Raw genomic sequence first — 25,691 nt, 5'->3', positions numbered from 1 at the left:
CCTTCTTTGTTGCGTGAACCGGATCAAAATTCAATATTTGCAATTATTTCCAGGCCGCAAAAGAGGCTATTGATAAAGATTGATATGTTACAGGAACAATTAAGGGGTACCGGCGTTGCGCTGGTTACGCCCTTTACTACACAGGAAACGATCGACTGGACGGCCCTCGAAAGGCTGATCAACCACGTGATCGAAGGAGGGGTGGATTATGTTGTTACATTAGGCACCACCGGGGAAACACCCACGCTTTCAGCAGAAGAAAAGCTGGACCTTATCAACTTCACATTTGAAAAGGTAAGCAAGCGGGTGCCTGTAGTAGTAGGAATTGGCGACTATAACACGAACGATGTGGTAAAACGCCTGGAAACCTGCCCGCTGGACGAGGCGGCCGCTGTGCTCAGCGTTGCGCCTTACTACAGCAAACCCACGCAGGAAGGCATTTACCAGCACTATAAGGCCATTGCCGCCGCTTCTCCCAAACCCATCATTCTCTACAACGTTCCGGGCCGCACGGGCCGCAATATGACCGCGGAAACAACGCTGCGCATTGCGAACGAGGTAGACAATGTGATCGCGATGAAAGAAGCCTCCGGCGATATGCTGCAATGCATGGAGATCATCCGCCGCAAGCCTGAAGGCTTCCTGGTGATCAGCGGCGACGATGCCGTGGCATTCCCGCAGCTGGCCTGTGGTATGGACGGCGTGATATCCGTTGCTGCCAACTATTTCGCGAAAGATTTCTCTTCTATGGTAAGAGCCGCGCTGGAGGAAAACTATACCGAAGCCCGCCGCCTGCACTACAAAATGCTGGAAGGCTTCGACCTGATGTTCGCTGAGAACAATCCCGCCGGCATCAAAGCATTCCTGCACTACGACAAACTGGTGGAAAACGTGTTCCGCCTGCCGGTAGTGCCTGTTACCGCCGCGCTGCAAAGCAGGATCAACGCTTACCTGAAAGCATACAACAAAGCAGGATCGCTGGTGTAACTACCTGATCCGTGGAAAATATAGCAGGCCGGTTGGAGAAACTCTCCAGCCGGCTTTTGTTTTGATACAGGTCCTTGTCCCGTTTTCTGTCTCTTCATCAAGTCCAGCTTACGTCTGACCCAGGTCTTATTGCTATCTGACTCCAGGTAAAAACGTTCATAACCCGGTCTAACTCCGATCTGATCCTGGGTAAAAGCCTTCGCGACCCGGTCTAGTTCCGATCTAACCCCGGGGTAAAAGCGTTCATAACCCGGTCTAACTCCGGGGTAAAAGCGTTCGTAACCCGGTCTAGTTCCGATCTAATCCCGGGGTAAAAGCGTTCGTGGCCCGGTCTAACTCCGATCTAGCTCCGATCCAGACCTGGGGAATGTTTCAGTCGTATCACTTTTGTGCCTCCCAAGGCCGGAAAATACGTTCCCGGGGATCAAAAGTGATATAACCTGCCAAAAGTGACATGACCCGGTATCAGAAGTGATACCACCCGGTACAAAAGTGATACGGGACACGCATTAAAGTACCTTTATCCACGGGTTTGATACACGGATGATACGGGTCTGATATGGGACTGAGGCGGCTGACCCGGGGCGTAAAAAGGCCGCCCCGGATAAAGGGCGGCCTGTAGTATGGGGATAGAATAAAAGGCCGGTTTAGAAGGCAAAACCAACGGTAAGGCCCAGGCCGCGAACGCCAAGGAACGGCAGCTTGATGTCTGCGCGAACGCCGTCGTCGCGAACGTCGGCTTTGATGCCATTGTCGCCGCCAAGGTCTACCAGGCCTTCAATGTCAGCTTTCAGTTCGGCACGGTCCGCTTCGTCCAGGTCGCTGAGGTCGGTAAGGCCTTCCGCCTTGCCGGTCATCCTGCCATAGTGGCCGCCGATGATAAACAGGTCTACCACCACGCGTTTGGCGATCATGAACTGCCCGCCCAGGATAACGCCGCCGCCGATGCCTTTGGAATCTCCCTTCAGCGGCACCACCGTGTTGCCGGAAGGCGCCTCAAAATCGTAAGGGTAATCGTACTTAAAGGTCGAGTAACGGCCATAGAGGCCCGCATAGAAGCCTTTCGCGCCCGGCCTGCGGCCGGTATACACGCGGAATTCCAGCGTTACGGCATTGCCGCTCATCTTCAGCTTGTCCAGCTGCTGGGCGATATCGTCCCCTTCTTCCGCCACAATATCCATCACTTTTTCGCCCAGCGGGCTTTTAGTAATGTTCGTGGAAGGCATGAACCGGTAACCGATGGAAGCGGATATCTTGCGGGTAAGCATGCGCTCGTAGGTAAGCCCGTAGTTACCAAGCGCAATGGTGGAAAGGTTGGTCTTGATGATGTTCTTGTAATAAGGCCCGTTACGTTTGGAAGGCTTTTCCGCCGTAGCCATTTCTTCCATGCCCGGCGGGCGCGTTGCTGAGGTGTCGGTGACGGTCTGCGCGCTCAGGCTAAAGTTCAGGCATAGCGCTGCTGAGACAAACAGTAAAGTTCGGTGCATAGTTATAGGAATTATTTAATGCGTAAAATTAGATGGCTGAATTATATCAGGCAATACTAATTTTTAAGTATTTTTTTATGCGTAAATAAGTTAAAGCCAGTTGAACGAGGAGCGGGTTATGGAAAATGGAAAGTGGTATCATCATAAGAAAAAGGTGAAAGACCTTTTCCGCCCACTCCGGGCGATTTCTTTGAAAGACAGGGTTAAGATACATGAGGGGGCAACCTCCGGGAATGAGGGATCGTATTGTCAAAGAAGAATGAGGTCGGTAGGATTACTTACAAAATGTAAGTCACTCCCTCCAGCGCCAGATCGGTATTCGCGAAGACAGGCCTGCTTTCGTCCAGGAAAGGTTCCAGCTCGGTATATTTGGAGCTGAAGTGCCCGATCAGCAAGCGTTTGACGTTTGCGCGGGCAGCCAGGCCGGCCGCCTGTACGGTGGTGCTGTGATACCTTTCAGCGGCACGCTGGTGAAGATCGTGCAGGTAAGTGGTCTCATGATACACGAGGTCCGCGTCCTGCATGTAAGGGATAAGGTCTTCGTCGTAAATGCTGTCCGCGCAATACACGTACCGCTTCGGGCGGGGCGGCGGCAGGGTCACCCAGTCGTTTTTTATGACCTTGCCGGTTTTGTCCTGGTAATCATCTCCTTCCTGGAGCCTGGAATAGAACGCGGCGGGAATTTCGTAGGCGCGTGCCTGCTCTGGTATGATGCGCCGCTTGCGGCGCTGCATGCTAAAAGAAAAGCCGTAGCAGGGAATGCGGTGCTTGACGGGGAAGTAACTCACTTCCATGTCTTTATCACGGAGAAGCAGGCCGGTGGTATGCGGCAGCAGGGCATGGAACTGAAGCTCGAAACGCAGGGTCGTGGCGGCTACGCGGAGCTGAAGCATTAATATCTCTTCCAGCTCGGGCGGCCCGTAAACGGAGAGGGGCTCGGTACGGCCAAGAAGGCTCATGCTGTTGATCAGCCCGATGAGGCCGAAGTAGTGGTCGCCATGAAGGTGGCTGATGAAAATGTACCGGATCCGGCTGCGGCGCACTTTGTAACGGCTAAGCTGCATCTGGGTGCCTTCCCCGCAGTCTACCAGCATCAGCTGCTCGTTGAAGGTCACGACCTGGGCCGTGGGATGCCGGTCTGGCGTGGGTATGGCTGAATTATTCCCTAAGATCGTTACCGCGAACATATGGCGAAAATAGACATTTATTCCTCATCAAGGTCCAGCTCACGTTCGAAGTCTTCCATCATCACCATATCGATCGCTTCCGATTCGGTGGGCACGATATTGAGCATTTCGGGATACGCAGCGGAGAGTTTTTGCGTTAAAGTACTGTTAAGGCAGGCCACTGCCGCACTCAGGCCGCGATCGTACTGGCGCGTGTACACTGTAAAAATGGCTTTGAGCCCGGCATCGTCGGCGGATTGGAGGGAATGCAGGTCCAGTATAAGGTTCTTCTCTTCCAGTTCATCCATGGCGGCAGCAGCGTTCACAAACGCATCTGACATTTTAGCATCCAGCGTTTCCTCCTCCAGCCGTAATAACACTATTTTTTCTTTGGTATCAATTTTGAATTGCATATTGCCGGATGTTATATTTTTAACATAATAAAAAAAGGACACGCACGAAAAGGAAACCGGTCCGATAAAAATCCTTGCAGAAGTAAGCAGCACAAATCAAAAACATCCCTCTTCTCGTAAGTATATTTACCTCACAAGGCCCTTCACCGCAAAAGTAAATCTTAACCAAGAATGTACAAGTATAAAAACTAAATCCAAAGTAAATCCAAAATTTATTTGGTAATATTGTATAAGCAAGCCCCCGTAAGGGTTTAACAAAAATCATCAACAATGGATCAGAATTTTTCACCGCAAGTAAAGGAGATCATTTCGTTTAGCAGGGAAGAAGCATTGCGCCTGGGGAATGATTTCATCGGTACGGAACACCTGCTATTGGGTATTATTCGTGAAGGTGAGGGAACAGCTGTAAAAATTTTACAAGCGCTGAACGTTGATCTTTATGAATTGAGAAAAGAAGTGGAACTGGCTATTAAAGATAAGACCGGTAAGAATATCGCGAATATCAACAGCCTCCCGCTGACCCGACAGGCAGAGAAAGTGATCCGTGTAACCGTGCTGGAAGCAAAGGCGCTTAAAAGTCCCACCGTGGAAACAGAGCACCTGATGCTGTCCATCCTGAAGAATAAAGAAAACGTATGTACTCAAATCCTTCAACAGTTTGACGTGGACTACGATACTTTTAAAAACGAATTGGGCTTCGTAAAATCTGCAGACCCTAAAGCGGAATTCGATGACCCCGGAGAAGAGGAGTTTGAAGACGAACGGAAGAGTTATGCTTCTAAAGCAAAACAAACCAACACGAAGTCTAAAACACCTGTACTCGACAATTTTGGCAGGGACATTACCAAGCTGGCCGAATCTGGCAGCCTTGACCCTATCGTGGGACGTGAACAGGAGATCGAACGCGTCTCCCAGATCCTCTCGCGCCGTAAGAAGAACAATCCCATCCTCATCGGGGAGCCGGGTGTTGGTAAGACCGCTATCGTGGAAGGCCTCGCCCTCCGCATCGTGCAGCGCAAGGTTTCCCGCGTGCTGTTCGACAAACGCGTGGTAAGCCTCGACCTTGCAGCTCTCGTGGCCGGTACCAAATACCGCGGTCAGTTCGAGGAAAGGATGAAAGCCATCATGAATGAGCTCGAAAAGAACCGGGACGTGATCCTGTTCATCGACGAGATCCATACCATCGTTGGCGCAGGCGGCGCTTCCGGTTCGCTGGACGCTTCCAATATCTTCAAACCGGCCCTCGCAAGAGGGGAACTCCAATGCATCGGCGCATCCACCCTCGATGAGTACCGCATGTACATCGAGAAAGACGGCGCGCTCGACCGCAGGTTCCAGAAGGTAATGGTAGATCCTCCCACCGTGGATGAAACCATCCAGATCCTCAACAACATCAAGCCGCGTTACGAGGAATACCACAATGTATCCTACACAGACGACGCGATCGACGCCTGCGTGAAGCTCAGCGACCGTTACATGACGGACCGCCTGCTGCCTGACAAGGCCATCGACGTGCTCGACGAAGTGGGCGCACGCGTGCACCTGAAGAACATCAATGTTCCGCAGAATATCCTCGACCTGGAAAAACAGATCGAAGACATCAAGCAGGAAAAAAATAAGGTCGTGAAGAGCCAGCGCTTCGAAGAAGCCGCCGCCCTCCGCGATACCGAAAAGAAACTCGGCGAAGACCTCGAAAAGGCCAAAGCCGTATGGGAAGAAGAAGTGAAGCACAAACGTTATCCCATCGATGAAGAGGCGATAGCGGAAGTGGTGAGCATGATGACCGGCATCCCCGTGAAACGGATGGTGCAGGCGGAAAACGAAAAGCTGCGCCGCATGGGCGAAGACCTGAAAGGCGCTGTGGTAGGGCAGGACGAGGCCATCTCCAAGGTGACCAAAGCTATCCAGCGTAACCGCGTGGGCCTGAAAGATCCCAAGAAGCCGATCGGTACCTTCATCTTCCTCGGTCCCACCGGTGTGGGTAAAACCGAGCTGGCCAAAGCGCTTGCCAAGTACATGTTCGATTCCGAAGATGCGCTCATCCGTATAGACATGTCCGAATACATGGAGAAATTCTCCGTAAGCCGCCTTATCGGCGCGCCTCCCGGATATGTCGGTTACGAAGAAGGCGGTCAGCTTACCGAAAAGGTACGCCGCAAACCTTACTCTGTGATCCTGCTGGACGAGATCGAAAAAGCACACCCGGATATCTACAACATCCTGCTGCAGGTGCTCGACGATGGTATCCTGACGGACGGCCTGGGCCGCAAGGTGGACTTCAAGAACACCCTGATCATCATGACCTCCAACATCGGTGTGCGCCAGCTGAAAGACTTTGGCGCAGGCGTAGGCTTCACCACCACTTCAAGAGCGGTGAGCGAAGAAGACAACACCAAGGCCGTGATCGAAAAGGCGCTGAAACGCACCTTCTCCCCCGAGTTCCTGAACCGTATCGACGACGTGATCATCTTTAACTCCCTTTCCAAAGAGCATATCTATACCATCATAGATATCACGATGAAAGGAGTGCTGGCAAGGTTGCAGACGCTGGGCTTCAGCCTGGAACTGACAGACGAGGCGAAAGGCTTCCTGGCAGAAAAAGGTTACGACCAGCAGTTCGGCGCCCGCCCGCTGCACAGGGCCATCCAGAAATACCTGGAAGATCCGCTGGCAGAAGAGATCCTCAATATGAACATTCATAACGGGGATATCCTGATCGCCGACCTGGACAAGGAAAACCAGAAACTGGTGTTCTCCCTGAAAAATCCGTCGAAGAGTAAATCAGAAAAATCAGAAGCATAATTTTTAAGTGAAATAAAACTTGAGGCCGTCCCGGTGTTCCCGGGCGGCCTTTTTTTTGTGCCGGCCACTTTCGCACAAAAAAGTTAACCAGTTTAAGCATATCTATAAAAAAGGCATGATAATCAGTGATTGTCCTGCCTTTTTCATGAGTTGGATTTATGTAAAAAATACCCCAATTATTTTCGCCTGTCAAGTAACTCACATACTTGATAATCAGCCTATAATCCTTTGCTGGTGCAGTATCCGCCTTTCTTAAATATTAAATTAAATAAAAACATTATAGAAATAACGTATTAATCAAAATATATATGTAATATTGTGTCAGCATTGTTACCCTGTACTCGGAAGTTAAGAAAAACAAAGGCAAAAATCCTGGACCTGGCAGCTTCTGTGTACAACGGGAAGTGAACACGCAACAACATGGGAAATCAATTTTCAACATTCATATCATAATCTCTTAAAACTAACAAGTCATATTTTTTAACCTATTACCTATGAGAAAGTCGTTACGTATTGCCAGCCTCATAATGGCAACCCTGTTGTTCTTTTCTTACAACAGCCTCAAAGCGCAGGTCAAGATCGGGGGCGATCCCGCGGTAGTTGACCCGAACGCTATCCTCGAACTGGAGAGCAACCGCAAAGGTTTCCTGCTTCCCCGTTTAGATGCGGCAGGATTTACCTTCCTGAAAACCAGGACCGTCACCCAGGGTATGGTCGTATACCTGAAAGCGGGCGCCCACCCGAATGGCGCAGGCTTCTACTTTAAAACAGGCACCGGTAATACGGACGCGGACTGGGTGAAGATGGCGGGAGATGACGGCGTAGGCGGCGGACCCTGGAAACTGGGCGGTAACAACAACGCAGATGCAAACAGTTTCATTGGTACCACCATTTCCCAGCCGCTGGCATTTAAAGTGAACAACAACCCTGCTATGTCATTCGCCACAGACGGCCGTTTGACGATCCCTTACGCCAACATAGACGTGGCAGGCGCAGGTGTAAATGATGTGCTGATGATCGGTACGGATGGTAAAGTGCAAAAACAAAATCTTTCGCTCACTTCCGTTACTTCATTGAACGCATTGAAGGGAGACGCGATATTGGGCGCTGTTGCTTCACCCGCGGCGACTACCATCACGGCTACCACCGCAGGCCAGAACTTAACGCTGAACATCCCGACCATGATGGGCACCGCCGGGCAGACCTACGGTTTCATCACCAAAGCCGACTGGGACCGCTTTAACCGCATCGCTACCGCTAATGGTCTTACCGTTGCCGATATTACCACTACGCCGGCTGAAGCCGGTAACTTCGCCGGTAAGTTCGTGCCGAACGCCACTGCAGGCAACGAAGGCAGGTGGTCTCTTTCCCTGTTCCCCGCTACGGATCAGAACCCTGGTGTGGTAACAGTAGGTGACCAGACCTTTGCAGGCAAGAAAATATTCGACGGCGATATCGAGATCCAGAATAACTACGCAGGCAGCACCGGTAGCCTGACCACTGCAGGCAAACTGTCTATCGGTACTACAGATGCCGCGGATCCTGCTGCAACCAGCTATAAAGTGCTCGTTAAAGAAGGTACGGGCGCAGAAATTAAAGAAGTGGACCTGAATCCCAAAAAACTGGGTGGCATCTCCGCACTGACCGATCCCGCCAATGCTTCGGCTGAATCCACTACCGATGGTAAAGTAGGTATGCTGACGGGCACTGCCGGTACAGACTTTAATATCGTAGCAGGTACCAATATCATGACCTTCAACATTCCTGATGCAAATGCCACTAACCGTGGTGTGATCACAACCGGTGCACAGACTTTAGGCGGCGTTAAAACATTCGCCAACCAGGTAGTGGCCAGCACCAACCTGAGCGTGGGCGGCGCGGGCCAGACAGCCAGCCTTTCCATCAACGGCTCTGTATCTGTGAACGTACGTACACTGCCCGGCGGTGGCGGCGCTATTGCCGACAACGATTACATCGTACTCGTTGCAGGCGCTGGAACCAGCACTGTTGGCGTTACATTGCCTACTCCCGCTGCTACCAACAAAGGCAGGATCTATATCGTAAAAAGAATTCCCCAGGGAGGTTCTGTGGTTGAGGAAGACAGCATCGTAGCAATTTCCGCTGCAGGCGGCTCTACGATCAACGGCCAGAGCGCTATCAATATCGATGCGCCTCACTTCTCCGTGACTTTCCTTTCTGACGGCACCAGCTGGTCCGTTCTCAGCAGGTCTGCTGCCACTTTATAATCATTTCGATTGAAAGGAACGGTTATGCGTATAACCATAACCGTTCCTTTATAATCCAAATACTATCCCATGACCTATTGCTACACCAAAATATGGAAGACGGCCATACTTCTCTTTTTCCTTGGCCTGGCCGTTATCCCCGCCACCGCCCAGATGAAATTCGGCGGTACGTCAGACTACCGTGCTGACGCCATCCTGGAGCTAAGCTCCACCAAAAAAGGTTTCCTCCTTCCCCGTATCAACGCAACTGCGCTTGCCGCACCTCCTTTGGATACCGCCGCTCCCGGCATGATGATCTACAACCAGACAGACAACAGCATTTACATCCGGAAAAAAACAGGTCCTTCTACCAGTGCATGGGTAGCCCTGCAGGAAGTTTCCGGCGCCGGCGCCACCTGGTCGTTCACCGGCAACAACAACATTAACCCCGCTATAAATTATTTGGGCTCTTCCAACGCCCAGCCTTTAATATTCAAGACCAACAACACCGAAGCCGCACGTATTGCCGCCAATGGGAGGATCGGCATCGGCACTGCTGCACCCACCACACTGCTGCATGTGAACGGTTCTACCGGCACGAATGTGGCCACTGCCGCCGGCAACTTTGCCATGGCCGATTCCAACAGCGTGATCATCATGAACAATACATCCCAGGCCACCCTTACCCTGCAAACAGCCGCAGGCCAGGCGGGGCGGGCTATCGAAATAATTTCTTACGGCGCCGATTCGGTATTCTTCGCCGGAGCGAATGTAAGATCACAGGCTACCGGGACCAATCCTGTGGGGTATGTTGCACCGGGTTATTCTGTTCGCCTTGTGAGCAATGGCACAGACTGGGTGGTGTCCGGCAAACAGCGCAGCGGCGTGCCCCTGTATATTGCTACCACGGCGGGTGCGCGGGATGGGGAAGTAGTGCGCAACTACAACAGTTATCTCAATAATGGCAGTGCGATTATACAGACGGACGTGCTGGGGGCGCCGCTGAACCCGATCCCCAACGAGGGTGCATGGTTCAGCATGATGATGCAGGCCGTGGGCTCGCGGTATTTCGGGCAGTTCAATTTGAACGATCATAATGCCTACTTCCGCGGCGGGGAAAAAGCAGATGTTGCTACCAGCACCTGGTACAAGTTCCTGAGCATCCCTGCATCAGAGCAATTTGCAGCTTCGAAAAATAACGATACCATCCAGTTCAACCACGCCGGCAACAAAAGCATTTCCTTTTACACGAATGATGCGAACCGGATGACGATTACCGGGAATGGCCTGATGAAAATAAATTCCGGCATTACGATGGCCGTGACCATAGTTACTGACGACTACGTAGTAAAACCAGAGGACTATACATTAGTGTTCACGAACCTCACCGGTACCGGTACAATCACCGTTACTTTACCGGATGCCTCCACCAATATCGGCCGGGTACTGGTCTTTAAAAAGCTTTTTACCGCTAACCGGGATATTGACCTGGATGTGACAGGCTCCGACCAGATCGACTTTGACGGAATAAATACCACTTACCGGATCGGTACCGGCTTTGGTGAGAACAATATTTCCGTGATTACCCTGCAGGCTGTGAGCGCGAATCAATGGATCATTTTATCACAATATTAAAACCGGGTTGAAGTTGAAACACGTCATCCACTTATTATCCCTACTCCTCCTGCCGCTGCTGATGCGCGCGCAGCAGGGAGTGTACATTGCCCCGGGCGCCCGCATCCAGGTATCTTCCGGCGAAGTAGTGTCTATATACGGTAATGTAGTGAACGACGGCGGTTTCGGATCGAACCAGTCAGCAGTGATCAACTTCTTCGGCAAAAGCTGGAGCAACGGCACCGGCGCCACCCTGCCTGACGAAAGCGCCAACGGCTTCTCCGGCAGGGGAGGACTGTTCCGCTTCTCGGGCAACAACCCTCTGTACGGCAACCTCGGGGCACAGCAACTCTTCGGCGGCTACAACGTAAGCAGCCGCCTGGGCGCCACTTTCCCGAACTTCGAGGTGAACAACCGCCTGGGCATCCTGCTTTCGGACCTGAGCGACATGAAGGTGCGCAACAACCTGAATTTTTCCACCGGCCACCTGTTCCTCAACGGCTGGAACCTGGTGGTAGGCAACGGCAATCCCGGCACCATCACGGGTTACAGCGAACAATCCTTTATCATCACCGGCTCCAGCATTGCCGGCGGGTTTGTATACCGCGAACAGGTGAACGCAGCCGCGGGCCGCGTGGTATTCCCGATCGGCACCTCACCCGCCACCTACGCGCCCGCGGCGGTTGAATATGTAGGCGCGGCAGATGATTTCAGGGCCAGGGTGTTCGACAGTGTGTACCAGTTCGCCATCTCCGGCCTGGTCAACAAGCTGGACTTCACCAACAAAACCTGGAACATGGCCCGCGGCAGAACAGACGCCGCCGAGGCCAATCTTACCCTGCAGCACATGGATGCGGATGAAGGGCGGGACTATTCTTCCCACCGCGCTTCCAGCTATGTGACCCGTTTTGTGAACAACGCCTGGGATTACATGGAACCTGAAACCTTCCCGACAGCGGGCAATCTAACTACAACGGCTACACTAAGAAATGCCACCATGCACGTCCGCCGCTTCCGCGACGGTATCCGCAACAACGAATATTTCACGAAGGCCTCTATCCTGTACGGGCCGTATGCGCCTGCTGTTTTTATTTACTTTAACGCCTGGCGCCTGAACGAAAACTTCGCACAGCTGGAATGGTCCGTTTCGCGCGAGCTGAACAATGCCTATTTTGAGATAGAGCGCCGCCTGGATACCGATACCGGTTTCGTGAAAGTAGGACAGATAGGCACCATGGCGCCGAACGGCAATATCAACACCCGCCTGGATTACCGCTACGTGGACCCGAATAATTACGACGGCTGGAGCTATTACCGCATCAAAGCGGTGGCCCGCAGCAACGGGCGCGTGAGCTATTCGGATATCAAAGCCGTGCCGCCGTTCCTGCGGATAGAAGTATTCCCGAACCCCAACCGCGGCCAGTTTACCGTACGGGTCCGCGGGGAGCAGACCGCTATCACCATGCACCTCGTGAACAGCCTGGGCCAGCTCATAGAGCAGTTCACCATCGAAGGAGCGCGCGACCTGCGCATTGATGCGCTGGCGAAAGGCACATACCTCCTCGTATTCTACGAAAAAGGCACCAACCGCCTGATGCGCACCCATAAAGTAGTGGTGATAGACAGATAGGCAATTTCTCTTTGATTTTTCCGGGATTTAAGGCAACTTTGCAGAGGCGACCCAGCCAAATGCAATGCACATCCAAAAAAAACCAGGGCTTGAAGAAAATAATCATTACGATAGACGGATATTCCTCCTGCGGGAAGAGCACCCTGGCCAAACAGCTGGCCAGGCGGCTGAACTACCTGTATATAGACAGCGGGGCGATGTACCGCGCTATCACCCTTTATTTTATTCAGCATAGCATTAACTGGAATGATGCGGAAACCGTAAAGCAGGCCCTGCAAAGCATTCACCTCGAATTCATCCACAACCAGATCTCCGGCCAGAGCGATATGTATCTCAACGACGAGAACGTAGAGCCCATGATCCGTGAAATGCTGGTAGCGGAAAAGGTGAGCGAAGTGGCCGCCGTCCGCGAAGTGCGGGAGTTTGCCGTGGCGCAGCAGCAAAAAATGGGGAAGGATAAGGGGATCGTAATGGACGGGCGCGACATTGGCACCGTCGTGTTCCCGCATGCCGAGCTGAAAATATTCATGACGGCGGACCCCGCCATCCGCGTGGAACGCAGGTTCAAGGAGCTGTATGCGAAGAACCCGAACATCACGCTGCATGAAGTGAAAGAGAACCTCGAACTGAGGGACTATATCGATTCCAACCGCGAGGTGAGCCCCCTGCGCAAAGCAGAGGACGCCATCATCCTGGACAACAGCCAGCTGACCATGCCGGAACAGCTGGACCTGGTGCTGCAGTGGGTGGAAGACGCGATTATGGCACATTCTTCTTGAATTTTTTTTGTATATCAAAAAACGTTATTATCTTTGAATGGCTAAGGGAGCCCGCCTCCCTGTGTGTTAGCTTTTCTAGTAATAATAACCTCATCCTCAGAAATTCCTGCTATTTAATGGTCTTTGCCCTGCATTCCATGATACAATGGATAGTAGTAGATACATGCCGCTGATACTATTGGACCAGAACGAAACCTGTAACCTGGAAAAGAACCTGAACTTTGTTGCCGTCAAAAACACAGCGTTTTTGACAAGAGCTGCCGGATTGCGCATTGCCGACCCGGTAACTTTCCCGACGCAACACGTTGGTTCCTGTGTTAGTCCAAAGGCTTTTGAAGCCATATCCGGATTGTATCACGCAATAAAAGACCATGCTATTAACCGTCTATAAACGAACTGTGATATAAATCAGACATCCCCTGGGCACTGGCGCCCGGGTTGTTGTAAACGTAATGTGGAATATGGGCCAAGACGCCCTGTTTCATATTTTCAGTAGGTGTATTCGGTTAATAGGAAAGGGGCGAATTCTTTCGCCCCTTCGCTTTTTTAAACCGTATAGAACCGGCGCACATGTCGCAATTAAATTTTACCTTGTGAAGGCTGTTGCACCTGATACCATGTCTAAAAGAGGGCTCATTTTCCTGGTATGCCTGATATTCCTCATCCGCGGAAGCTCCTCCGCGCAGGATTCCATATTGGTATACCGCAGCCTCGATTCCGTCAGAAAAATGGCGGACGATACCCTCAAGGTGAGCACCCTGATGGCCAAATCCAAAAGCTTTTACCGGTATTTCGACCGGAAGAACGAGGAAAATCCCTTCCTCCAGGAAGCCATCGCCCTTTCTTCGCGTATAAAATACAATAAAGGCCTTGCGGACGCGTATAACGAAATGGGCACGTCCAAACGCAACAAAAGCCAGTACATCCTCGCCACCGAATACCACGAAAAAGCGCTGAAAGCCGCGGAAGACAGCCGCATAGACCGTCTTATCGCCGTGTCGCTCAACAACATAGGCGTAGATTACCGCCGCAGGGACATGCTCGAAAAAGCTTTCGACTTTCACTTCCGCGCCCTGAAGCTGTCTGAGAAGATCAACGACGTGCGCAACATCACCATCGCCACCAATTCCATCGGCAACATCAACCTCAGCGACGGCAAATACCAGGACGCCATCCGTGAATTCACCCGCAGCCTGCGCCTGGAGCAGGAGAGTGACAACGACCTTGGCGTGGCCATTAATCTAGGCAACCTGGGCTACGCTTACGAAAACCTCGGCAAGCTGGACCTCGCCATTGATTATTACGAACGGTCCCTCGCCGTGAACCAGCGGCTGGGCAATTCCACCGGCATGTCCATCTGCTACACCTGCCTGGGCACGGCCTACCAGAAAAAGAAAAACTATCCCCTCGCCATGGACTACCTGCAAAAAGCGCTGGAAGTGAACGACCGGGTGGATGACAAGATACATGTGGCCGAGAGCTACCTCAGCATCGGCCGCCTGCTGAACGAAGAAGGCAAACATGAAAATGCGCGGCATTATATCCAGCAGGCGCTGGACCTCGGGCATAAATGGGGCTTCAAAAGCGTGCTGATGGACGGTTACAAGGCCATGGCGGATAATTACAAAAGAGAAGGGGATTATGAGCAATCGCTGGACAATACCAATCTTTCCCTCCAGTATAAGGACAGCATCCTGGAAGAGCGCTCCAGCATTGAGTTTGCACAGATGAAGGCCATGCACGAAGTGTACCGGAAAGATAACCAGATCAAAGAATTGCAGCAGGCGCAGGACCTGAACCAGCTGCGCATCCGCCGCAACCTGGCTCTGGCCATAGCTTTGGCGGGTTTCCTGTTTATGCTGATCGTGGGCGGCTTCTTCTACATCCGCCACCGCAACCTGCAGGCCAACCGGCAAACATTGCAGCTGGAGCTGCGTTCGCTGCGTTCGCAGATGAACCCGCACTTCATCTTCAACTCCCTCAGTTCCATTCACCGCTACATCTGGAGCAACAACCAGGAAGAGGCCAGCGACTACCTCACCAAGTTCTCCAAGCTCATGCGCATGATACTGGACAACAGCCAGCATACCTTCATCCCCCTCAATAAAGAGCTCGATTCCCTCCGCCTTTACCTGGACCTGGAGGCCCTGCGCTGCAACAATATGTTTGATTATCACATCAGCGTGGGAGAAAATATCAACGAAGAGGAAGTGCTCATCCCGCCGATGATCATCCAGCCGTACGTGGAGAATGCCATCTGGCACGGGCTGGTGCACCGGCAGGAAAAGGGCCGGCTGGAAATAGCTGTGTCGCTGCGGGGAAAGGTGCTGGAAGTGGTGGTGACAGACAATGGCATTGGCCGCAAGATGGCGATGGAGATCAAGGAGAAGAAAGACCGCATGCATAATTCCATGGGCATGAAAGTAACGGAAGGGCGCATTGCCCTGATCCGCAAGATCAATAATACCAAAGATGCGAACGTAGAGATCCTGGACCTGCAGGATCATGGGGGGCAGGCTGCCGGCACACAGGTGAAGATCGTGCTGCCGGCCGAATTCCTTTTTTAAAATCAAGGTTGCAGAGAAAAATAAATACCATCACACATGAGCGAGATCAAAGCTATTATCGTTGACGATGAGCAGCACTGTATTGATGCGTTGCAGGCGATGCTGCAAAAGAAATGCCCGGAGGTGACCGTATTGGCCGGGGTAAACAGCGTAAGAGAAGCCAGGCAGCTGATAGACGAGCTGCAGCCGGACCTGGTGTTCCTTGACGTGGAAATGCCGCACCAGAATGGCTTCGAGTTACTGAAACTGTTCGACAAGGTGACGTTCGACGTGATATTCACGACCGCGTACGAACAATATGCGTTGAAAGCCATCAAATTCAACGCGCTGGACTATTTGCTCAAACCTTTCAGCGTGCAGGAGCTGCAGGAAGCGCTGCGCAAATATTATGAAAGGCGCATGCAAAAGCAGAATAATTCCTCTATCGCGCCGCTGGAAGTGTTTTTGCAGAACATGAAAACTTTGCAGCAGACGAACAAAAAGATCGCGCTGCCAACTATCAACGGCCTGGTGTTCATGCCTGTGCAAAATATTGTACGCTGCGAAAGCACGGGCAATTACACGAAGATATTTTTTACAGACAAGAAGCAGCTGCTGGTATCCAAACCTTTAAAGGAGTTCGAGGAGCTGCTGACGGATGTGGATTTTTTCCGTGTGCATAATTCCCACCTGATCAACCTGCAACAAATGGAATCGTACCTGCAGGGCGAGGGCGGCTTCGCGCTGATGAGTGACGGCACGCAGGTGGAAGTGTCACGCCGGCGTAAAGCGGAATTCCTGAAAAAGGCGATGCATTTCTGAATGCTGTAAAGGCGCATCCGATTTTATGCCCGATCTTGCCAGTTATCGCCTATACGATACCAGATATTAAATTCCGGTTGCAACCTCCTTTGGGGCGTATTACTTTTGTATCACACAAAAAGAAAGTCGATTGTTTGTTAAAGAATAAGAATTTTCTCTGCATTACTAGCGTTTGATTAGCCCCAAAGGAAAAAGGCACCTTCTGGTGTCTTTTTTGTTTTTATCAGTCCTGTGGCGGGTTTTAGGGCATACGACGGCCGGTGGTAACACCGCCGCTTGTCTGAATAGCCAGGGGATCAAAAAAGAATTTGCGGGCCGGGTCATCCGGCGGGCGCCGCTGCTTCATCAACCTTTTTTCCGCCAGTTAAAAAGAAAAATCCGCCGGTTATCCGGCGGTTGAGACGTCATTGCCAGGAGCCGCGGAGGCTTTTGTGCAGGAGCCGCGACGAAGCAATCTCCTCCTTGGTATTGGAGTGCCGTCATTTAATGAATAAGATTGCTTCGTCGCCCCACCCGCTTTAGCTCCGCTGCTTCTCGCAATGACGGCCCTGGGGGCTTGCAACCGATTTCTGTTTCATCGGTAGCCTGTAAAAACGATCGGTTAGTCAGCGAAGGATGCCGCCGCTTCCTCCACTTTTTCTTCCAGGCCGTAAAATGAAAGGAGCTTCCGGATCACCGCTTCCACGATTGCGTCCGGGCAGCTGGCGCCACTGGTGAGCAGCAGGGTAACCGGTTCTTTTTCTGGCAGGAAGCTCAGGCTGTGCAGTTCCTGGCTGTGATGGAAGTCGTAGTGAAACAGCTCGTTCCGTGAAATAAGCTTTTCCCCGGATGATATAAAGTAAGTGGGGAGTTTTTCTTCACACAGTTCCACCAGGTGGGAGGTATTGGAACTGTTGTACCCGCCTACCACGATGGCAAGGTCTGCCGCGGATTCCAGCATGCCGGTCACGGCCGTCTGGTTGTCGTTGGTGGCATAGCAGAGTGTATCGCGGGTATCGGCAAACCTTTCGGAGATGCGGTCTTCGGCCAGCGCATATTTTTCCTGGATGGCCTGCTTCACATAATCCGCAATGGCCTGGGTTTCAGACGCCAGCATGGTGGTCTGGTTCACCACGCCCACACGCTCCAGGTGCTTGTTCACATCGAAACCTTCGGAATACTGGCCTTTGAATTCTTCATAAAAACCTTCCGCCGGCGCTTCGCCCCGGATATAGGCGGCCAGGCGGTGGGTCTGCTCCATATCCTTCACCACCACCGTGGGCGTATGGGAGCGGCTATGGGAAAAGGTGGCCCGGGTTTCCTCATGCTTCGGCTTGCCGTGCACGATCACGGTATATTCTTTCGCGCCGATCTGCTCGGCCTTGTTCCACACCCTTTCCACGAAGGGGCAGGTGGTATTGTACTGCAAAGGAGTAATGCCCATCGATTGCAGCCTGGATTCTATCTCGAGGGTAGTGCCAAAGGCGGGGATGATCACGATGTCATCAGGCCGCAGGTCTTCCCAGGGAATGAGCTGTTTGCCGGAGGTATCCATCAGGAAACGCACCCCGCGCGAAAGCAGGTCTGCATTCACCTGCGGGTTGTGGATCATTTCGCTGAGCAGGAAAATGCGCCTGCCCTCGTTTTCCTCCACGGTCCTGAAGGCGATCTCGATCGCATTTTCCACGCCGTAGCAGAACCCGAAATGCCGGGCGAGCAGGATGCGGAGGGGGCCGAAATCCAGGAGGGTAGGGCTGAAGTCTTTCTTCATGCGGTCCTGCTGTTTCCTTTTCTGCTTGATGGCGGAGATCAGCGGGCTGCGGTATATGATGGGTACGTTGAATGTTTTCATGCTTCAAAGGCTGCCCCGGCAGCCGGGTTTATTGCAAAATTAGCGCTTTGGTGCCAAAGATATAAATATCCATCGCGCAATAGCGCCATGTATCCATTGCGCCAAAATCCTTTTTTCATATTCCCGCATTTTATACTTATCTTGTATTTGTCTTAAAAACCTATGTGTGAAGACATCATCCAAAATCTTGCTGACAGGCTTGTGCCTGCTCTTTGCAGTATCCGTTACCCGGGCTCAAAGTCCCAAATATTTCAGGGATTCCCTCATTGCCCGGGCAGTGAAGCAGTTGATAGACGGCAGGCAGTTTATTTTCTTCGTTCAATCGGTGATGGCTCCCGGCGGTACCTCGGTGCCCATGGCGGGGGAGAATTATACTTTCCGCATAAAAACAGACAGCGTGCAGCTAAACCTGCCTTATGTCGGGCGCAGCCATACCGCAGTGACAGACTATAGCCAGGTGGGTTTCAATTTCAAAGCAGGTAATATCGATTATACGGTAAAGGAAAGGAAAAGAGGCGGGTGGGACGTGACCATCCCGCTGCATAACTCGACCAATGTGAGTTTGATCGTGCTGAATGTGCTGAAAGACGGTTCCGCCACCCTTCACCTTACGCCGAGGAACAAACAACCGATCTCCTACCAGGGAAATATCGCAGAGAGGGAATAGAGAGTGCATGACCGTAGGCAGACAAAACAGTGAACCGGCCCGGAATCCATTATCCGCATGCCGTCTTTTGTTTTGCATATACCATACGCTTTATGTGATTGCCGCATTATCTTCCCGGCTCATACATCATCATTCAAACCAGGCTGGCCGTGAAAACGCCGCCTGTTGCAGATCCTGAAGGTCTGCCACGAAAATTGGATTTTACGTTTACTGATAAACTATCTGATCAGGCCCCGGTTCTCCGGGGCTTAGCTTTTTAATAAACGGGCAGGTGCTTGTTTCCCAGGAGATTTGCAGGATTTATTTCTCGTCGCTGTATTTGCGCAGCCAGGACTTTTCCTCACTGGTAAGGCTGTTATATCCTTTTTCATTGATCTTATCCAGCAACTGATCCAGGCGGGAAGCGTGGCTGGGCTCGTTGTTGCGCACTACGCGGAGGGGGGATTTTTTCGGTTTGAATTTGCGGGCGGCGGGTTCTTTTTCGGTGAAAAGGCCCCCTGCCCAGTCAAAGAAGCGGGAGATGGGCGCCACGAGGTCGCGCCCCTGCTGCAGCTGGCGGACGTAGAGGTACCCGAAGGCAGCGCCGGCCAGGTGGGCAATATGGCCGCCGAAGTTGTTGTTGTGCGGGAGCGATACCAGGTCTATCAGTACTATCGCAGCTGCCACCCATTTGATCCGCACATTGATGATGAAGAAAATGGCGATCTCCAGGTTGGGCATCAGGGTAGCGGCAGCTACAAGGAAGCACATCACAGCGCCCGAAGCGCCTATGCCGGTGGTGTCGGTGCCGCGCAGGCCGGGCAACAGGTTGTAAAAAAGCACGAGCACAAAGGAGCATAAGAGTCCGCTGAGCAGGTAGAGGGGCACCACGCGTTTATTCCCCAATTCGGACCGGAAGAGGTTGCCGAAGAAGAAAAAGATGAGCATATTGCCCAATATATGCCAGATGTATGTATGTGTAAATGCTGTGGTTATCATTCCCCATGGTTTCCTGATAAGGATAGAAGGGAGGGTATGGAGGGAAAGGTTGTCGTACAGGAAAGCGCCTATAGCGGAGGATCCGGCGGCGGAAACGAAGTCCGAAAGAGCGAATATCAGGAAAATAACAATGTTAATAACGATGAGGATAGTAACCGAGTTGCCTTGTTTTACCCAGTGTTTGAAGTCCGATGTAAGGGAAGTTCCGTTCATACCGGAAAATTAAAGAAAAATTGGTTGCCCGCCTGCATTTCAGCGAGAAATGACCGGCGCGCGGCGTAAGCGTATGGCCATCAAAAAAATATGTAATCTGTTCGTTTACAACTGTATCCGGGCTTAAATAAAGTTGCCCGGAAGGGATTATCTCCGTATCTTTGCCCCCTTAAATCATTTTACATTGGAAGAAAACAACATTATTAACGAACAAAACGCTGAACAACAGGCTCCCGTAGCAGAAGCTGCTACCGTGGAAACAGCGACAACAAATGCTCCTGTTGCCACCGCTCACGACGATTTCGACTGGAGCGTGGACAAACGTAACGTATCTTCTTACTCCAAAGCGGAGAAAGAAAAGTACGACGCAACTTACGAAAGTACTTTCAAAGTGATCGAAGAGAACGGTCTGCTTACCGGTACTGTAGTAGGTCTCACCAAAACCGACGTGGTGCTGAACATCGGCTTCAAATCCGATGGCCTGATCTCCCTCAACGAATTCCGCGACCTTCCCCAGCTGAAGATCGGCGACGAGGTGGAAGTGCTCGTGGTTGAAAAAGAAGACCGCGACGGCAACCTGCACCTGAGCCGCAAACAGGCTCGTATGCAGCGTGCATGGGAACGTATCGTGGAAGTGTACAAAACCGGCGAAGTGGTTACCGGTACTGTTACCAGCAAAACCAAAGGCGGCCTGATCGTGGACGTGTACGGTATGGAAACGTTCCTGCCGGGTTCCCAGATCGACGTTAAGCCGGTTACTGACTACGACCAGTTTGTAGGCAAAACCATGGAGTTCAAGGTAGTGAAGGTGAACGAGGCTATCCGCAACGCAGTGGTTTCCCACAAAGCGCTCATCGAAAGCGATATCGAGCAGCAGCGTGTGGACATTATTTCCAAACTGGAAAAAGGCCAGGTATTGGAAGGTACTATCAAAAACATTACAGACTTCGGTGCGTTCATCGACCTGGGTGGCCTGGACGGCTTGCTGTATATCACCGATATCAGCTGGGGCCGTATCTCCCATCCGAGCGAAGTACTCCAGATGGATCAGAAGATCAACGTGGTGGTACTGGACTTCGACGACGAGAAGAAACGTATCAGCTTAGGTTACAAGCAGCTGACCCCGCATCCGTGGGATACCCTGCCTGCAACCATCACCGAAGGCGCCAAAGTAAAAGGGAAAGTTGTAAATATCGAAGATTACGGTGCATTCCTGGAAATCCTGCCTGGCGTAGAAGGCCTGGTGCACGTATCCGAGATCTCATGGGCTTCCACCCCGATCAACGCCAAAGAGTTCTTCAAACTGGGCGAAGAGTACGAAGCAGTGGTAGTTACCCTGAGCAAAGACGAGCGTAAAATGAGCCTGTCTATCAAACAACTCACCGAAGATCCCTGGTCTACCATCGAAACCAAATTCCCGCTGGACAGCCGTCACAAAGGCATCGTGAAAAACATCACTCCTTATGGCGTATTCGTTGAGCTGGAAACCGGCATCGGCGGCATGATCCACATCTCCGACCTGAGCTGGATCAAACGCTTCAATCACCCGAGCGAATACACGAAAGTGGGCAACGAGATCGAAGTTGTGATCCTGGGCATTGATAAAGACAACCGCAAACTGAGCCTCGGCCACAAACAGATCGAAGAAGATCCCTGGAACACTTTCGAAACTATCTTCCCGATTGGTTCTATCCATGAAGGTACCGTAGTGAAGAAAGACGACAAAGGCGCTACCGTGCAGCTGCAATACGGCCTGGAAGCTTACGCTCCCGCCCGTCACCTGCGCACTGAAGACGAGAAACCGATCGCTGTTGAAGATGTGAAAGAATTCCAGATCATTGAATTCGACCGCAACGAAAAACGCATCCTGGTATCTCACACCAAAGTTTGGGAACAAGCGAAAGCAGACGAGAAAGATGCTGTGAAGAAAGAACAACGCGCTGAAGCTGAAAAGACCCGCAAAACGGTGAAAAACATCCAGTCTAAGGTAGAAAAAGCCACCCTGGGCGACCTGGGCGCGCTGGCCGAACTGAGAGAAAAACTGAAACAATCCGAAGGTGGTGAAGAAAAGAAAGGTGAATAATTGACGGATTTGTTTTAAAAATAAAAGGTCCCCCGGTGTGAGCCGGGGGATTTTTTTTGCTGTTACTTCCCGCAATGATATAACGAAAACGTTTTCGAAAGTAGTTGCGCCTGCAACTATGCATCTCCTGGAACCCTTTATTCATAAGCTTCCCAGCCTGCTTATGCTGCTATAGCGAAAATTTATTAGGATAGTTTTAACACTTCCTATACCTTCGCAACCTATTTAGTCTATAAATATAATAGGGTAATTACCATGCGACACTTCTTCAAGCTTACCCTGCTTTTGCTTATGGCACACCTGACTATCTACGCACAAAGCAGGAAGATCACCGGTAAAGTTTCTACCGCAGACGGACAGCCGCTACCCGGCGTAACCGTTTTCATCAAAGGCACTGCCACCGGCACCATCACCGCCGGCGATGGCAGCTACAGCCTCGACGTCCCGGAGTCCGCGACCGAGCTCACTTTCTCCCTCATCGGGATGGAAACATTCACACAACCGCTCAGCGGCCTCTCTTCCTACAACGTAACGCTCAAAACCAGCGATAGACAACTGCAGGAAGTAGTGGTGACCGCACTCGGCATTTCCCGCGCCACCAAAGCGCTCGGTTATGCCGTGCAGGAAGTGAAGAGCGCGGAACTGCAAACCCGCCCCACTAATGCACTGGCCTCGCTTTCAGGCAAAGTGGCCGGCCTCCAGGTGATCTCCTCCGGCGGCAACATGGGCGGCTCCAACAGGGTGCTGCTCCGCGGCATCAACTCCATTTCCGGCAACAATCAGCCGCTGTTCGTGGTGGACGGTATTACCATCGACAACACGGACATGAACACCAAAAGCACGATCAACTCTTCCGCGGGTAAAGACGTGGGCAATATGATCCAGGACCTGAACCCTGACGATATCGAAAGCATCAACGTGCTGAAAGGTCCCGCCGCTGCTGCATTATACGGCACCCGCGCGGCCAACGGCGTGTTCGTGATCACCACCAAAAAAGGCCGCGCCGGCAAAGGCTTCGATGTAACGCTCAATTCAGGCCTTGAATTTGAACGCCTCACCCGCCTGCCCGAACGCCAGCACCTGTATGGCGGCGGTAAAAGCAATACTTTCCAGACCGCTACCATCAACGGCACCACTTACAACATCGTGGATTATGGCATGGACGAAAGCTGGGGGCCCAAGCTGGACGGCACGCCCGTACTGCACTGGTACAACCTCGATCCCGAATATGCGGACGACTACCTGAAACTGCAGCCCTGGTCTTACCCCAAATCTGACGTGGAAGACTTCTTCCGCACAGGCCTCGCCTCCAGCAACAACATCTCCATCAGCGGCGGCAACGAGAACCAGACCTTCAGGCTCTCCTATACCAACCGCGCCGTGCGCGGCACCATCCCGAACTCCAGCCTGCACAGGAATACCGTGAACCTTTCCGGTTCTTCCCGCTTCGGGAAATTCCTCGCCACCGCGAACGTCAATTACGTGAAGAACCAAAGCACCGGCAGACCCTGGACCGGCGCCAGCAACCGCAACATTATGCTGGAAGCATACCAGTGGGGACAGGTGCAGGTAGACTACGATAAACTGCGCGAGTACAAACGTCCTGACGGCACGCCCCGCGCCTGGAACCGCAACAGCTATGAAAACACCGCCGCAGGCCGCGCCACCAAATACATCGACAATCCCTTCTGGTCTGCCTACGAAAGCTACCTCGAAGAAGACCGCGACCGCTTTTACGGCAACATCGGCCTCTCTTACGACGTGAACAGCTGGCTGCAGCTGAGTTCCAAAGTGAATGCAGACGTTTACGATTACCAAAGCCAGGACAGGATCGCGGTGTTTTCCCGCAGCCAGAGCAACTATATCGAATACGGCAATAACTTCAGCGAATTCAACTACGAGTTCATCGCCAACGCGAAAAAACGCTGGAATGATCTTTCGCTTTCCGCATTCGCAGGCGGCAACATCATGAACCAGAAACGCCGCATCAGCAATGCAGCCACGCAGGGCGGGCTCATCATCCCGAACTATTACAACCTGAAGAATGCGAACAGCGTGCTGAATGAATCCAACTCATTCCACAAGAGCATTTATTCCCTCTTCGGAAGCGTATCGCTGGGATACAAGAGCTTCCTCTTCCTGGACGGAACGCTGCGCAACGACTGGAGCAGCACGCTGCCGCTGGATAAGAACTCATTTGCTTATCCTTCCGTATCTACTTCTTTCGTGATCAGCGAGCTGGGCGAACTGAAATCCTCTGACTGGATCAACCTCCTGAAGCTCCGCCTCAGCTGGGCGCAGGTGGGTAACGACACCGATCCTTACCAGCTGCTGAAGGCCTACGAAGCCACGCAGGCGTTCAACGGCAACGCGGGATACAAACTTCCCAACGTTTTCCCGAATGAGAACCTGAAGCCGGAGATCACTTCCTCCTTTGAGGCGGGCGTGAGCTTTAAAGCATTCCGCAACAGGCTTGGGCTGGATGTAACCGTGTATACCAACGACAGCCGCAACCAGATCATCAACATTCCCGTTTCCACCGCTTTCGGTTATGAATCCAGGTTCATCAACGCCGGCAAGATCAACAACAAAGGCGTGGAAATAAGCCTGAACGTGGTGCCCATCACCAATAAAGATTTCAACTGGGATGTGAACCTCAACTGGAGCACGAACCGCAACGAAGTGAAAAAACTTACAGACGACGCCTCCAGCTATCCCATCAACGATCCTACCGGTACGCTCATTACGCTCGTGGCCCGCGAAGGCGAGTCCTACGGCCAGTTCCTGGGATATGACTTCGTGTACGACAACGAAGGCAATAAAGTGATCGGCGCCAACGGCGCATACCTGCGCACGGAGCAGATGGTGCCGCTGGGAAGCATCCTTCCCAAATGGCAATTCGGCATCGGGCAGCGGTTCACCTACAAACGTTGGGATGCAGGAATCCTCGTAGACGGGCGTGTTGGCGGGAAAGTGTTTTCACAGACCTACAAAGTGGGCATGCAAACCGGCGTGCTGAAACCGACCGCAGAGAACAGCATCCGTGAAAACGGGCTTGTGCTGGACGGCGTGAACGGCGCGGTGACCTTCAATCCTGACGGCAGTTACACCGTGTCTAACACGAAAGCGAACAGCACCCGCATTTCCGCGATGGACTGGGCATTGGGCTTCTCCAACGGGCCTACCACGCAGAGCATATTCGACGGCACTTACGTGAAGCTCCGCGAGCTGACCGCCGGTTATACCATTCCTTTCTCCAAAAGCAGCATCGTGCGCCAGGTACGCGTATCCGCATACGGGAGGAACCTCTGGAACATTTATACCGTGAACGATTACATTGATCCGGAGCTGACCAACAGCGGCGGCAACATCCAGGGCATCGAAGGGGGGAACCTGCCGATACCTGCAACATTCGGGTTCAACGTACAGGTGAAATTTTAACTGATCT

Annotated in this window: 17 protein-coding genes; 11 read left to right on the top strand and 6 right to left on the bottom strand. The window is 52.2% G+C overall.

What is annotated here, in order from left to right:
* Positions 1-84 precede the first annotated feature (84 nt).
* Positions 85-987, top strand: a complete 903-nt coding sequence (gene dapA / locus R3I13_RS00170; protein ID WP_346315879.1) for a 4-hydroxy-tetrahydrodipicolinate synthase — start codon at positions 85-87, stop codon at positions 985-987.
* A gap of 647 nt (positions 988-1,634) precedes the next feature.
* On the opposite strand, the gene R3I13_RS00165 is transcribed toward dapA, so the two are convergent.
* The 3 genes from R3I13_RS00165 to R3I13_RS00155 all read right to left on the bottom strand — a co-directional run bounded on the left by R3I13_RS00165 (position 1,635) and on the right by R3I13_RS00155 (position 4,053).
* Positions 1,635-2,474 carry a hypothetical protein gene (locus R3I13_RS00165; RefSeq protein WP_346315878.1) on the bottom strand — a complete coding sequence of 280 codons (840 nt, stop codon included), beginning with the start codon at positions 2,472-2,474 and terminating at the stop codon, positions 1,635-1,637.
* 278 nt (positions 2,475-2,752) lie between these two features.
* A complete protein-coding gene (locus R3I13_RS00160) occupies positions 2,753-3,661 on the bottom strand; it encodes a ribonuclease Z (RefSeq protein ID WP_346315877.1) in 909 nt (302 codons plus the stop codon).
* Positions 3,662-3,678: 17 nt separating this feature from the next.
* Positions 3,679-4,053, bottom strand: coding sequence for an STAS domain-containing protein (locus tag R3I13_RS00155; RefSeq protein WP_346315876.1), 375 nt, complete (start codon positions 4,051-4,053; stop codon positions 3,679-3,681).
* Positions 4,054-4,323: 270 nt separating this feature from the next.
* Between R3I13_RS00155 and R3I13_RS00150 the strand changes: the two genes are divergently transcribed.
* The 7 genes from R3I13_RS00150 (at position 4,324) to R3I13_RS00120 (ending at position 16,471) form a co-directional block, all read left to right on the top strand.
* Positions 4,324-6,855 (top strand): ATP-dependent Clp protease ATP-binding subunit, encoded by a 2,532-nt coding sequence (locus R3I13_RS00150; protein WP_346315875.1) that lies wholly within the window; start codon positions 4,324-4,326, stop codon positions 6,853-6,855.
* Between the two features lie 494 nt (positions 6,856-7,349).
* A complete protein-coding gene (locus tag R3I13_RS00145; protein ID WP_346315874.1) occupies positions 7,350-9,101 on the top strand; it encodes a hypothetical protein in 1,752 nt (583 codons plus the stop codon).
* A gap of 69 nt (positions 9,102-9,170) precedes the next feature.
* A complete protein-coding gene (locus R3I13_RS00140) occupies positions 9,171-10,715 on the top strand; it encodes a hypothetical protein (RefSeq protein ID WP_346315873.1) in 1,545 nt (514 codons plus the stop codon).
* Between the two features lie 13 nt (positions 10,716-10,728).
* Positions 10,729-12,324, top strand: a complete 1,596-nt coding sequence (locus R3I13_RS00135; protein WP_346315872.1) for a T9SS type A sorting domain-containing protein — start codon at positions 10,729-10,731, stop codon at positions 12,322-12,324.
* An 89-nt stretch (positions 12,325-12,413) separates the two neighbouring features.
* Entirely contained in the window at positions 12,414-13,103 is a 690-nt protein-coding gene (gene cmk / locus R3I13_RS00130; protein ID WP_346315871.1) for a (d)CMP kinase, read from the top strand.
* 593 nt (positions 13,104-13,696) lie between these two features.
* Positions 13,697-15,670 carry a tetratricopeptide repeat protein gene (locus tag R3I13_RS00125; protein ID WP_346315870.1) on the top strand — a complete coding sequence of 658 codons (1,974 nt, stop codon included), beginning with the start codon at positions 13,697-13,699 and terminating at the stop codon, positions 15,668-15,670.
* A gap of 36 nt (positions 15,671-15,706) precedes the next feature.
* A complete protein-coding gene (locus tag R3I13_RS00120; protein WP_346315869.1) occupies positions 15,707-16,471 on the top strand; it encodes a LytTR family DNA-binding domain-containing protein in 765 nt (254 codons plus the stop codon).
* Positions 16,472-17,072: 601 nt separating this feature from the next.
* On the opposite strand, the gene R3I13_RS00115 is transcribed toward R3I13_RS00120, so the two are convergent.
* The gene (locus R3I13_RS00115) at positions 17,073-18,302 is read right to left on the bottom strand and encodes a 4-hydroxy-3-methylbut-2-enyl diphosphate reductase (RefSeq protein WP_346315868.1); all 1,230 of its coding nucleotides are present in this window, start codon (positions 18,300-18,302) and stop codon (positions 17,073-17,075) included.
* Positions 18,299-18,421 (bottom strand): hypothetical protein, encoded by a 123-nt coding sequence (locus R3I13_RS00110; protein ID WP_346315867.1) that lies wholly within the window; start codon positions 18,419-18,421, stop codon positions 18,299-18,301. The genes R3I13_RS00115 and R3I13_RS00110 overlap by 4 nt, the downstream gene beginning before the upstream one ends.
* Before the next feature lie 47 nt (positions 18,422-18,468).
* Between R3I13_RS00110 and R3I13_RS00105 the strand changes: the two genes are divergently transcribed.
* Positions 18,469-18,969 (top strand): DUF4251 domain-containing protein, encoded by a 501-nt coding sequence (locus R3I13_RS00105; RefSeq protein WP_346315866.1) that lies wholly within the window; start codon positions 18,469-18,471, stop codon positions 18,967-18,969.
* A gap of 300 nt (positions 18,970-19,269) precedes the next feature.
* On the opposite strand, the gene R3I13_RS00100 is transcribed toward R3I13_RS00105, so the two are convergent.
* Entirely contained in the window at positions 19,270-20,160 is an 891-nt protein-coding gene (locus R3I13_RS00100; protein ID WP_346315865.1) for a rhomboid family intramembrane serine protease, read from the bottom strand.
* Positions 20,161-20,344: 184 nt separating this feature from the next.
* Here R3I13_RS00100 and rpsA point away from each other — a divergent pair, with 184 nt between their 5' ends.
* Together rpsA and R3I13_RS00090 are read left to right on the top strand one after the other, a co-directional pair.
* Complete coding sequence (rpsA, locus tag R3I13_RS00095; RefSeq protein WP_346315864.1) at positions 20,345-22,243, top strand: 30S ribosomal protein S1; 1,899 nt, start codon at positions 20,345-20,347, stop codon at positions 22,241-22,243.
* Positions 22,244-22,534: 291 nt separating this feature from the next.
* On the top strand, positions 22,535-25,684 hold the full coding sequence (locus R3I13_RS00090) for a SusC/RagA family TonB-linked outer membrane protein (RefSeq protein WP_346315863.1): 3,150 nt from the start codon (positions 22,535-22,537) through the stop codon (positions 25,682-25,684).
* The last annotated feature ends 7 nt before the right edge of the window (positions 25,685-25,691 follow it).

The sequence above is a fragment of the Chitinophaga sp. YIM B06452 genome (genome assembly GCF_039655965.1).
In the GTDB taxonomy this organism is placed as follows: Bacteria; Bacteroidota; Bacteroidia; order Chitinophagales; family Chitinophagaceae; genus Chitinophaga.
This window is presented reverse-complemented; position numbering and strand designations above follow the sequence as displayed.